This window comes from Pseudomonas wuhanensis (assembly GCF_030687395.1).
In the GTDB taxonomy this organism is placed as follows: domain Bacteria; phylum Pseudomonadota; class Gammaproteobacteria; order Pseudomonadales; family Pseudomonadaceae; genus Aquipseudomonas; species Aquipseudomonas wuhanensis.
On sequence record NZ_CP117430.1, the window covers coordinates 4164499 to 4176641 of the forward strand.

Genomic DNA, 12143 nt, shown 5'->3' on the forward strand with positions numbered 1-12143 from the left:
GACAACCCGGTACATCTGAAACAACCGTGCCGTCTGATTTGGGGCCGCTTCGCGACCCAGCGGGAGCAAGCTCCCTCGCCACAAAAGCCCACCCGTCTTACTGCCCGCTACGCATCATCTCTTTAGGCACATACTTGCCGATCTCGAACTTGCCAATCGCCGCGCGGTGTACTTCGTCCGGGCCATCGGCCAGGCGCAGGGTGCGTTGCATGGCATACATATAGGCCAGCGGAAAATCGTTGGAAACCCCTGCCCCGCCATGGATCTGGATCGCCCGGTCGATCACTCGCAATGCCACGTTCGGCGCGACGACTTTGATCTGTGCGATTTCGCTCTTCGCCACCTTGTTGCCGACGGTGTCCATCATGTACGCCGCTTTCAATGTCAGCAGCCGCGCCATGTCGATCTCCATCCGCGAGTCGGCGATTTTGTCGATGTTACCGCCCAGGCGCGCCAAGGGTTTGCCGAACGCGGTGCGGTTGACCGCACGTTTGCACATCAGCTCCAGTGCACGCTCGGCCATGCCGATCGAACGCATGCAGTGGTGAATCCGGCCTGGGCCGAGGCGACCCTGAGCAATTTCGAAGCCGCGCCCTTCGCCCAACAGGACGTTTTCGTACGGCACCCGGACGTTTTCGAACAGCACTTCGGCGTGACCGTGAGGCGCGTCGTCATAACCGAACACCGGCAGCGGACGCACAATCTTCACGCCTGGGGTATCCACCGGCACCAGAATCATCGAGTGCTGCGCATGACGCGGTGCATCCGGGTTGCTCAGCCCCATGAAGATCAGGATCTTGCAGCGTGGATCGCAGGCCCCAGAGGTCCACCATTTCTTGCCGTTGATCACCCATTCGTCGCCATCACGCACAGCGCGGGCGGCCATGTTGGTGGCGTCGGACGAAGCCACGTCCGGCTCGGTCATGGCGAATGCCGAGCGGATCTCGCCGCGCAACAACGGTTCGAGCCAGCGTTGCTTCTGTTCTTCATTGGCGTAACGCACCAGCACTTCCATGTTGCCGGTGTCTGGCGCGGAGCAGTTGAACGGCTCAGGGCCCAGCAGCGAGCGACCCATGATTTCCGCCAGTGGCGCATATTCGAGGTTGGTCAGGCCGGCGCCGAGTTCGGATTCAGGCAGAAACAAATTCCACAGGCCTTCAGCTTTGGCCTTGAGTTTGAGTTCTTCCATGATCGCTGTCGGCTGCCAGCGATCGCCCTCGGCGACCTGGCGTTCAAACACCGCTTCAGCGGGATAAACGTAGGTGTCCATGAACGCGGTCACGCGCTCACGCAGTTCTTGCACTTTGGGCGAATAAGCGAAATCCATGGGCAGCTACCTTCTAAAGGGAGGTTGTTCAGGGCATGCAATCGATGCTAGAACAGCGTTGATAATTTACCTAGCCTATTCTCGGCGTGTATTAACATTCATCACCGATATATGATCGACTGATCGAGCCACCTTCCTATAACAAGAGCAGAGAGCGCAGCGCAATGAATCTGAGCAAGGTCGACCTCAACCTTTTCATCGTCTTCGACGCGATCTACACCGAAGCCAACCTGACTCGCGCCGGGCAGATTGTCGGCATTACTCAACCCGCGGTCTCGAACGCTCTGGCTCGCCTGCGCGAGACCTTCAACGATCCGCTTTTCGTGCGCACCGCCCAAGGCATGGTGCCCACGCCGATGGCGCAGAACATCATCGGGCCGGTGCGCAACGCCCTCTCCCTGCTGCGGGTATCGGTGCAGGAAAGCCGCATCTTCAACCCGTTGCAGGCGGTCAAGACCTACCGCATCAGCATGACCGACCTCACTGAGGCGGTGATCCTGCCGCCGCTGTTCCAGCGCCTGCGACGCCTGGCGCCGACGGTGATCATCGAAAGTTTTCTGTCCAAACGTCGCGAGACCACCAAGGAATTGGCCGCCGGTCGTCTCGATTTCGCGGTGGATGCGCCACTCAACACCGACCCGCAGGTGCGTCACGTCAAGTTGATGGAGGACCGTTACGTGTGCGCCATGCGCAAGGGCCATCCGTTGGCGGGCAAAGAGACGTTCACCCTCGACGATTATCTGTCCCTGACCCACATCCATATTTCCAGCCGCCGCAGCGGTCTGGGCTATGTCGACCTGGCCCTGGGCAAAATGGGCATCCAGCGCAAAATCGCCTTGCGCTCCCAGCATTACCTGATGGCGTCCCAGGTGTTGCAGCAGACCGACATGGTCATGACCGTGCCGGAACGCTTCGCCCGTCGCCATGACTTGTACTCGGTGAACCTGCCGGTTAAAGAGGTTCCGCCGGTGGAAACTCATCTTTACTGGCACGAAAGCACCGACCAGGACCCGGCCAACCGCTGGATGCGCGAGCAGATGATCGAGTTGTGCCAGCAGGTTACGGCGCATGAGAAGAAGCTGGATAAGGTGTAGGGCTTTGGACCGCGTCATCGTTCTTCGCGAGCAAGCCCGCTCCCACATTTGATCGCATTTCCCTGAGAGAACGCGGTCACCAGTGGGAGCGGGCTTGCTCGCGAAGAGGCCGGTGATGCCAATGAAGATTTACGCCCCTTGACGTAAACGTCAACCTGCCATTAGCTTAGCGCCATGACCTTTTTCGAGCGCTTCCATGAGCAGCCAGACCTATAGCATTTCCGACCTCGCCCGCGAGCTCGACATCACCACCCGGGCCATTCGCTTCTATGAAGAGCAAGGCCTGCTCAGCCCCGAGCGCCGCGGTCAGGAACGCATTTATTCGCCCCGTGACAAGGTCAGCCTGAAGCTGATCCTGCGGGGCAAGCGCATTGGTTTTTCCCTGGCCGAATGCCGCGAGCTGATCGAGCTCTATGACCCCTCCAGCGGTAACACCAAGCAACTGCACAGCATGCTGGCGAAAATCGCCGAACGTCGGGAACAACTCGAACAGCAACTGCTGGACATCGAACAGATGAAACTGGAACTCGACACGGCCGAAGAGCGCTGTACCCAGGCGCTGGAGCAGACGATCAAGAGCCAGGAAGCAGTGCAATAGTCCATATAACCTCACCCTGTGGGAGCGGGCTTGCCCGCGATGAGGGCATGACATTCAACATTGATGCTGACTGACCCACCGCCATCGCGGGCAAGCCCGCTCCCACAGGGTCTCCGAGCATTCAGACAATCACAACAGGTCAATTCCCATGTCCCTACCCACCCACGTACGCCTGGTCGAAGTCGGCCCTCGTGACGGTTTGCAAAACGAAGCCCAGCCCATCAGCGTTGCGGACAAGGTGCAACTGGTTGACGCGCTGACCGCCGCAGGCCTGGGCTATATAGAAGTCGGCAGTTTCGTCTCGCCCAAATGGGTACCGCAAATGGCCGGCTCCGCCGAGGTCTTCGCGCAAATCCAGCGCAAGCCGGGCGTGACCTATGGCGCCCTCGCCCCAAACTTGCGGGGCTTTGAAGACGCCATCGCCGCCGGGGTCAAGGAAGTCGCCGTGTTCGCCGCAGCGTCCGAATCGTTTTCCCAGCGCAACATCAATTGCTCGATCAGCGAGAGCCTGGAGCGCTTCGTGCCGATCATGGACGCCGCCAAGCAACACGGGGTCAGCGTGCGCGGTTATGTGTCCTGCGTGCTGGGCTGCCCTTACGAAGGTGACATCGCACCAGAACAAGTCGCCCGGGTTGCTCGTGAGCTCTATGCCATGGGCTGCTACGAGGTTTCGCTGGGAGACACCATCGGCACCGGCACCGCTGGCGCGACCCGCAGGATGTTCGAAGTGGTCTCGGCCGATGTACCACGTGAAAAACTGGCCGGGCACTTTCACGATACCTATGGCCAGGCCATGGCCAACATCTACGCCAGCCTGCTGGAAGGCATCGCGGTGTTCGACAGCTCCATCGCCGGCCTCGGCGGCTGCCCCTACGCCAAGGGCGCCAGCGGTAATGTCGCGACCGAAGACGTGGTTTACCTGCTCAACGGCCTGGGTATCGAGACCGGAATCGACCTGGATGCCTTGATTCGGGCTGGCCAACAGATTTGCACGGTGCTGGGGCGCCCTACCGGTTCGCGCGTGGCCAAGGCTCGCAGCGCACAGTGACAGTGTGGATGTGTCCGGGTGTTACCGCGTGTGCAGAAACGTGGGCGGAAGCGAGTAACACGGAAACAAATTGTCGGGTTTGGGTCGGATAAAAAATCCTTTGAAAAACTCAAGTCATTGATTTTAAAGGTTTTTTAAAAGTTGGCACGGCTTCTGCTATCTCTATGGCATAACAAGAATAAAAACTGCAAACCAATAAAAATAAGACGTAACGACTCTGACATAACAAGAACAACACGGCAGAGACGCAGCTAACAGATTTTTTTGGAGAGGATGTGCTTTTCAGGGTGCTTTTCGAAGTAACCCGCAACCGGGCAGAGAACAATAAAACTACCTTCAGGTAGCTCCCGAACTGGTTGGATCGCTTAGCGAAAAAGTAGATCAGCGCTCAAAAAAATACGTTTGCTCTTGATCCCGGATGGGGATCGACAAAAACAGCGGTAAAGGGCCACGGTTGCCAAAAACAACAACAGACCGCCCCTCAATAATAAAAAAAGAGCACGTACGACAAAATTAAAGGGGAGCTTCGGCTCCCCTTTGTGCTTTCTTGCCTTCCGTTTTTTCCCGCTCCCACATTGGTTATGTGTCAGTCTTTGTTGATGCGCAGCTCCTCGATGCTGATCTCGCGCATCCGGAATTTCTGGATCTTGCCAGTCACTGTCATCGGAAACTCTTCGACGAACTTGAAGTAACGCGGCGTCTTGAAGTGCGCAATGCGCTCCTTGCACCAGGCTTGCAGTTCCTGTTCGGTGGCGCTGTGGCCGGGGTGAAATTTGATCCAGGCAACGATCTCTTCACCATAACGGGAGCAAGGAATGCCGATCACCTGCACGTCGGCTATCGCCGGATGAGTGAAGAAAAACTCTTCCAGCTCCCTTGGGTAAACATTTTCACCGCCGCGAATGATCATGTCCTTGTTACGCCCGGCGATGCACACGTAACCTTCATCATTCATGCTCGCCAGATCGCCGGTGTGCATCCAGCCCGCCTCATCGATAGCCTCGGCGGTGCCGTGCGGGTTGTTCCAGTAGCCGAGCATCACGCTGTAGCCCCGAGTACACAACTCACCGATGGTGCCGCGCGGTACCAGGTTGTCCGCCTCGTCGATGATTTTGCTTTCCAGTTGCGGCTGGGTGCGGCCGACGGTGGTGACACGCAATTCAAGCTCATCTGACGGACTGGTCTGCAAAGACACGGGGCTGGTTTCCGTCATGCCGTAGGCAATCTGCACTTCACTCATGTGCATTTCATTGATAACCCGGCGCATCACCTCGATCGGGCAGGTCGCCCCGGCCATGATCCCGGTGCGCAGGCTCGACAAATCAAACTCGGCGCGCTTGGGCTGATCGAGCATGGCGATGAACATGGTCGGCACGCCGTAAAGCGCGGTGGCTTTTTCTTCGGCGACGGTGCTCAGCGTCAGCAATGGATCGAAGGCGTCGTTGGGGTAAATCATGGTGCTGGCGTGGGTGACGCAGCCGAGGTTGCCCATGACCATGCCGAAGCAGTGATACAGCGGCACCGGAATCACCAGCCGATCATTGGCCGTCAGCCCTAGACTTTCGCCGACCATGTAACCGTTGTTGAGAATGTTGTAGTGACTGAGGGTCGCTCCCTTGGGGAAACCGGTGGTACCGGAGGTGTACTGGATGTTTACCGCTTGGTCGAAATGCAGGCTGTCCTGGCGTTCGCGCAATTGCTCGGCCGACACGCTGGCCGCCAAATCAGTCAGCTGCGACCACGGCAGGAAACCCGATGGCGGTTGCGCATCCAGGCTGATGACCCCGCGCAATTCCGGCAGGCGTTCACTCTGCAACTGGCCGATGGATTGCTCCGCCAATTCCGGCACCAGCCCTTGCAGCATGCCGTGATAGTCGGAGGTCTTGAAGGCCCCGGCACAGACCAGCCACTGGCAACCGGACTGCTTCAACACGTATTCGAGTTCGGAACTGCGGTAAGCCGGGTTGATGTTGACCAGAATCACGCCGATTTTCGCGCTGGAGAACTGGCTGATGCACCACTGGGCACAGTTCGGCGCCCAGATACCGAGTCGGTCACCGGCCTGCAAGCCCAACGCCAAAAATGCTCTGGCGTGTAAGTCGACGGCCTCTGACAACTGCTGCCAGGTGTAGCGCAGCTGTTGATGGCGCACGACGAGCGCCTCTCCGTTCGGGTATTGCGCGACCGTGTTATCAAACGCCTGACCGATGGTCATCGCCAGTAAGGCTTTGTCCTGGGAACCACGGGTATAACTGCGCTGCGGGTTTGCACTGGGTTGATCCATGACGACCCCTATTGTCTTTATTAGTGGGTTGTACCGGCGACCTGTGGGAGGTCTTTCAGAACTGGCTCTACTCTCGCTCAAGTTGACGTTAACGTAAAGGGTGATTGACAGCCATTCATCACAGGCTTACGTTAACGTAAAGGTGAGAGCCAAATCACAGCCCTCCCCACCCTACAAAAAAGCCAAAAGGTGTCCCATGAACTACCCATCCCTGAACTTTGCCCTCGGTGAAACCATCGACATGCTGCGCGATCAGGTTCAGTCCTTTGTCGCTAAAGAGATCGCCCCGCGCGCCGCTCAAATCGACATCGACAACCTGTTCCCGGCCGACCTGTGGCGCAAATTCGGTGACATGGGTCTGCTCGGCATCACCGTGCCGGAAGAGTACGGCGGCGCGGGGCTGGGTTATCTGGCGCACGTGGTGGCGATGGAAGAAATCAGCCGCGGTTCGGCTTCGGTCGCCCTGTCTTACGGCGCTCACTCCAACCTCTGCGTCAACCAGATCAACCGCAACGGTACACACGAACAGAAAAGCAAATACCTGCCGAAACTGATCAGCGGCGAGCACATTGGTGCCCTGGCCATGAGCGAACCGAATGCCGGTTCCGACGTGGTCTCGATGAAACTGCGCGCCGACAAACGCGGCGATCACTATGTGCTCAACGGCAGCAAGACCTGGATCACCAACGGCCCCGACGCCAACACCTACGTGATCTACGCCAAGACCGACCTGGAAAAAGGCCCGCACGGCATCACCGCGTTCATCGTCGAGCGTGACTGGAAAGGTTTCAGCCGCAGCAACAAATTCGACAAGCTCGGCATGCGCGGTTCGAACACCTGCGAGCTGTTTTTCGATGACGTTGAAGTGCCGGAAGAAAACATCCTCGGTGTGCTCAACGGCGGTGTGAAAGTGCTGATGAGTGGCCTCGACTACGAGCGCGTTGTGCTCTCGGGCGGCCCGACCGGGATCATGCAGGCCTGCATGGACCTGATCGTTCCATACATTCACGACCGTAAACAGTTCGGCCAGAGCATCGGCGAATTCCAGCTGATCCAGGGCAAAGTCGCCGACATGTACACCCAGCTCAATGCCAGCCGCGCCTACCTGTATGCGGTGGCCCAGGCCTGCGAGCGCGGCGAAACCGCCCGCAAGGACGCCGCCGGCGTGATCCTCTACAGCGCCGAATGCGCGACCCGAATGGCCCTCGACGCGATCCAGATTCTCGGCGGCAACGGCTACATCAACGAATTCCCCGCCGGTCGTCTGCTGCGTGACGCCAAGCTGTATGAAATCGGCGCCGGCACCAGTGAGATTCGTCGCATGCTGATCGGTCGCGAACTGTTCAACGAAACCCGCTAACGGAGCTGCACATGGCTATCCTGCATACCCAGCTCAATCCCCGTTCGGCGGAGTTCGCAGCCAACAGCGCGGCGATGCTCAAACAGGTCGACGCCCTGCACACCCTGCTCGCGCAAGTGCAACAAGGTGGCGGCCCGAAGGCTCAAGAACGCCACACCTCGCGGGGCAAATTGCTGCCCCGTGAACGGATCAATCGCCTGCTCGATCCGGGTTCGCCGTTTCTCGAGATCAGCCAACTGGCGGCCTATGCGGTGTACGGCGAAGACGTTCCCGCCGCTGGCGTGATTGCCGGTATCGGTCGGGTGGAAGGCGTCGAATGCATGATCGTCGCCAACGATGCCACCGTGAAAGGTGGCTCGTACTACCCGCTGACGGTGAAAAAACACCTGCGCGCTCAAACCATCGCCCAGCAGAATCGCCTCCCCTGCATCTATCTGGTGGACTCCGGCGGCGCCAACTTGCCGCGTCAGGATGAAGTGTTCCCGGACCGCGAACACTTCGGACGGATCTTCTTCAACCAAGCCAACATGAGCGCCATGGGCATTCCGCAGATTGCGGTGGTCATGGGCTCGTGCACCGCCGGTGGTGCTTACGTGCCAGCGATGGCCGATGAAGCAATCATGGTCCGTCAACAGGCGACGATTTTCCTCGCCGGCCCACCGCTGGTGAAAGCCGCGACCGGTGAAGTGGTCAGCGCCGAAGACCTCGGCGGGGCCGATGTGCACTGCAAGATTTCCGGCGTCGCCGACCATTACGCCGAAAGCGATGAACACGCCCTCGCATTGGCCCGGCGCAGCGTCGCCAACCTCAACTGGCGCAAGCTCGGTGAACTGCAACAACGCACGCCGCTCGCGCCGCTGTACAGCAGCGACGAGTTGTACGGCGTGGTGTCGGCGGACGCCAAGCAACCGTTCGATGTGCGCGAAGTGATCTCGCGCCTGGTGGACGGCTCGGTGTTCGATGAGTTCAAGGCATTGTTCGGCACGACATTGGTGTGCGGCTTCGCTCACCTGCACGGTTACCCGATCGCGATCCTCGCCAACAACGGCATCCTGTTCGCCGAAGCCGCGCAGAAAGGCGCGCACTTCATCGAACTGGCCTGCCAGCGCGGCATTCCATTGCTGTTCCTGCAAAACATCACCGGTTTCATGGTCGGCCAGAAATACGAAGCCGGCGGCATCGCCAAGCACGGCGCGAAACTGGTGACGGCCGTGGCCTGCGCCAAGGTGCCGAAATTCACCGTGATCATCGGCGGCAGCTTCGGCGCCGGTAACTACGGCATGTGTGGGCGGGCTTACGATCCACGCTTCCTGTGGATGTGGCCGAACGCACGGATTGGCGTGATGGGGGCCGAACAGGCGGCGGGCGTGCTGGTGCAGGTCAAGCGTGAGCAAGCCGAGCGCAGTGGTCATGGTTTCAGCGCCGAGCAGGAAGCCGAGATCAAGCAACCGATCCTCGATCAATATGAAGAACAGGGGCATCCCTATTATTCCAGCGCTCGACTGTGGGACGACGGTGTCATCGACCCGGCGCAGACCCGCGACGTGTTGGCCCTGGCCTTGTCGGCGTCGCTGAACGCGCCAATCGAACCGAGCCGCTTCGGCGTGTTCCGGATGTGATCTGGAGAAAACCATGAGCGACTTCAACACCCTCGAGCTGCAAACCGATCCGCGTGGTTTTGCGACCTTGTGGCTCAGCCGTGAAGAAAAGAACAACGCCTTCAACGCCGAAATGATCCGCGAACTGATCCTCGCGCTGGACAAAGTGTCGAGCGATGCCAGCCTGCGTTTTCTGCTGATCCGTGGGCGCGGCAAGCATTTCAGCGCCGGCGCCGATCTGGCCTGGATGCAGCAATCGGCCGAACTCGATTACCACACCAACCTCGACGATGCCCGGGAACTGGCGGAATTGATGTACAACCTCGCCAAGCTGAAAATTCCGACCGTGGCAGTGGTGCAAGGCGCGGCCTATGGCGGCGCGCTGGGCCTGATCAGTTGCTGTGACATGGCCATCGGCGCCGACGACGCACAGTTCTGCCTGTCGGAAGTGCGCATCGGCCTGGCGCCGGCAGTCATCAGCCCGTTCGTGGTGCAAGCCATCGGCGAGCGCGCGGCACGGCGCTATGCCTTGACCGCCGAACGTTTCGGCGGGCAACGGGCTCGGGAAATCGGCTTGTTGTCGGAGAGCTACCCGATGGCCGAACTGGAGCAGAAAGTCGATCAATGGATCGACAACCTGCTGCTCAACAGCCCGGCGGCCATGCGCGCCAGCAAGGACTTGCTGCGTGAAGTCGGCCACGGCGCGCTAACCCCGGCGCTGCGGCGCTACACCGAGAACGCCATCGCCCGAATCCGCGTCAGCCCCGAAGGCCAGGAAGGCCTGCGCGCCTTTCTGCAAAAACGTCCGCCGAACTGGCAAGCCGAAACCACCCTCAAGGAGCCGCGTTGATGAGCGCACCTGTTCTCACCACCCTGTTGGTGGCTAACCGCGGCGAAATCGCTTGCCGGGTAATGCGCACCGCCAAAGCTCTGGGCTTGACCACCGTGGCCGTGCACAGTGCCACCGACCGTGACGCCCGGCACAGCCGCGAAGCCGATATCCGCGTCGACCTGGGCGGCAGCAAAGCCGCCGACAGTTACCTGCAAATCGACAAACTGATCGCCGCCGCGAAAGCCAGCGGCGCTCAGGCGATTCATCCCGGTTACGGTTTTCTCTCGGAAAACGCCGGGTTCGCCCGCGCAATCGAAGCGGCCGGTCTGATCTTCCTCGGTCCGCCCGCCTCGGCCATCGACGCCATGGGCAGCAAGTCCGCGGCCAAAGCCTTGATGGAAACCGCAGGCGTGCCGCTGGTGCCTGGCTATCACGGCGAAGCCCAGGACCTCGACACCTTCCGCGACGCCTGCGAACACATCGGATATCCGGTGCTGCTCAAGGCCACGGCGGGTGGCGGTGGTAAAGGCATGAAAGTGGTCGAGGATGTCAGCCAACTGGCCGAAGCCCTGGCCTCGGCGCAACGTGAAGCGCTGTCGTCGTTCGGCGACTCGCGGATGTTGGTGGAGAAGTACCTGCTCAAGCCACGCCACGTGGAAATCCAGGTGTTCGCCGACCAGCATGGCCACTGTCTGTACCTCAATGAACGTGATTGCTCGATTCAACGTCGACACCAAAAAGTCGTCGAAGAAGCCCCCGCTCCAGGCCTGACCCCGGAGTTGCGTCGCGCCATGGGCGAAGCCGCTGTGCGCTCGGCACAGGCCATCGGTTACGTCGGCGCCGGCACCGTGGAGTTTTTGCTGGATGCGCGCGGTGAGTTCTTCTTCATGGAGATGAACACACGCCTGCAAGTCGAACACCCGGTCACCGAAGCCATCACCGGCCTCGACCTGGTGGCCTGGCAGATTCGCGTGGCTCGCGGTGAAGCGCTGCCAATGACTCAAGACCAGGTGCCACTGAACGGCCATGCGATCGAAGTGCGGCTGTATGCCGAAGACCCGGGCCATGATTTCCTGCCGGCCACCGGGCGTCTGGCGTTGTATCGCGAATCCGCCGAAGGGCCGGGGCGTCGCGTGGACAGTGGCGTCGAAGAAGGCGACGAGATTTCGCCGTTCTACGACCCGATGCTCGGCAAACTGATTGCCTGGGGCGAAGACCGTGAGCAGGCGCGGCTGCGGCTGCTGAGCATGCTTGATGAGTTTGCCATCGGTGGATTGAAGACCAACATCAACTTCCTGCGCCGAATCATCGGCCACCCGGCATTTGCCGCGGCGGAGCTGGATACCGGTTTTATTCCGCGTTATCAGGAACAACTGCTGCCAGAACCCTCAGACCTCAGCGATGAATTCTGGCAAGCGGCCGCGCAGGCATTTGCCCAGAGCCAGACGAGCACGACCCGCGCTGATGACCTGAGTTCGCCTTGGGGTATCGGCAACGGATTCCGTGCCGGACTGCCGACAGAAATCACCCTGCATTTGAGTTGCGAGGGACAAGACCGGGCGCTGACCCTGGGCGATGCCGACGCTCATACCGCACAGCTCAAGGGTGAATACCTGCTGACCGAACACAACGGCTTGCGCCGCCAGCATCGGGCAATCCGCCGTGGCGATACGCTGTATCTGCAATGGGACGGTGAGCTGCGACGCATCGAGGCCTACGACCCGATCAGTGCCGTCGAAGCCAGTCATAGCCATCAGGGCGGGCTCACTGCGCCCATGAACGGCAGCATCGTGCGAGTGCTGGTGGAGGCCGGGCAAACGGTCGACGCCGGGGCGCAACTGGTGGTGCTGGAAGCGATGAAAATGGAGCACAGCATTCGCGCGCCCCACGCCGGAATTATCAAGGCACTGTATTGCCAGGAAGGTGAGATGGTCAGCGAAGGCAGTGCGTTGGTGGAGCTGGAACACGCGTGAAATGAAGATCGGTCCCACGCGTTGCGAGG

At 60.0% G+C, this 12143-nt stretch carries 9 protein-coding genes; 7 read left to right on the forward strand and 2 right to left on the reverse strand.

Annotated features, from left to right (window positions below; all coding sequences use genetic code 11):
• Positions 1-97 precede the first annotated feature (97 nt).
• Positions 98-1327, reverse strand: coding sequence for an acyl-CoA dehydrogenase (locus PSH88_RS19145; protein WP_030130892.1), 1230 nt, complete (start codon positions 1325-1327; stop codon positions 98-100).
• A 164-nt stretch (positions 1328-1491) separates the two neighbouring features.
• Here PSH88_RS19145 and PSH88_RS19150 point away from each other — a divergent pair, with 164 nt between their 5' ends.
• The 3 genes from PSH88_RS19150 (at position 1492) to PSH88_RS19160 (ending at position 4067) form a co-directional block, all read left to right on the forward strand.
• Positions 1492-2421 (forward strand): LysR family transcriptional regulator, encoded by a 930-nt coding sequence (locus PSH88_RS19150; RefSeq protein WP_305422088.1) that lies wholly within the window; start codon positions 1492-1494, stop codon positions 2419-2421.
• 196 nt (positions 2422-2617) lie between these two features.
• Positions 2618-3019, forward strand: coding sequence for a MerR family transcriptional regulator (locus PSH88_RS19155; protein ID WP_305422089.1), 402 nt, complete (start codon positions 2618-2620; stop codon positions 3017-3019).
• Positions 3020-3167: 148 nt separating this feature from the next.
• Positions 3168-4067, forward strand: a complete 900-nt coding sequence (locus PSH88_RS19160) for a hydroxymethylglutaryl-CoA lyase (RefSeq protein WP_305422090.1) — start codon at positions 3168-3170, stop codon at positions 4065-4067.
• 586 nt (positions 4068-4653) lie between these two features.
• Here the strand turns inward: PSH88_RS19160 and PSH88_RS19165 are convergent.
• Positions 4654-6351, reverse strand: coding sequence for an AMP-binding protein (locus tag PSH88_RS19165; protein WP_305422091.1), 1698 nt, complete (start codon positions 6349-6351; stop codon positions 4654-4656).
• Between the two features lie 196 nt (positions 6352-6547).
• Between PSH88_RS19165 and PSH88_RS19170 the strand changes: the two genes are divergently transcribed.
• From PSH88_RS19170 to PSH88_RS19185, 4 genes are read left to right on the forward strand one after another with little or no spacing between them, the layout of a single operon-like run.
• On the forward strand, positions 6548-7711 hold the full coding sequence (locus tag PSH88_RS19170) for an isovaleryl-CoA dehydrogenase (RefSeq protein WP_305422093.1): 1164 nt from the start codon (positions 6548-6550) through the stop codon (positions 7709-7711).
• A gap of 11 nt (positions 7712-7722) precedes the next feature.
• Entirely contained in the window at positions 7723-9330 is a 1608-nt protein-coding gene (locus tag PSH88_RS19175) for a carboxyl transferase domain-containing protein (RefSeq protein WP_305483319.1), read from the forward strand.
• A 13-nt stretch (positions 9331-9343) separates the two neighbouring features.
• Entirely contained in the window at positions 9344-10159 is an 816-nt protein-coding gene (locus tag PSH88_RS19180) for a gamma-carboxygeranoyl-CoA hydratase (protein ID WP_305483320.1), read from the forward strand.
• Positions 10159-12114, forward strand: coding sequence for an acetyl/propionyl/methylcrotonyl-CoA carboxylase subunit alpha (locus tag PSH88_RS19185; RefSeq protein ID WP_305422095.1), 1956 nt, complete (start codon positions 10159-10161; stop codon positions 12112-12114). Before PSH88_RS19180 ends, PSH88_RS19185 begins: the two co-directional genes overlap by 1 nt.
• The last annotated feature ends 29 nt before the right edge of the window (positions 12115-12143 follow it).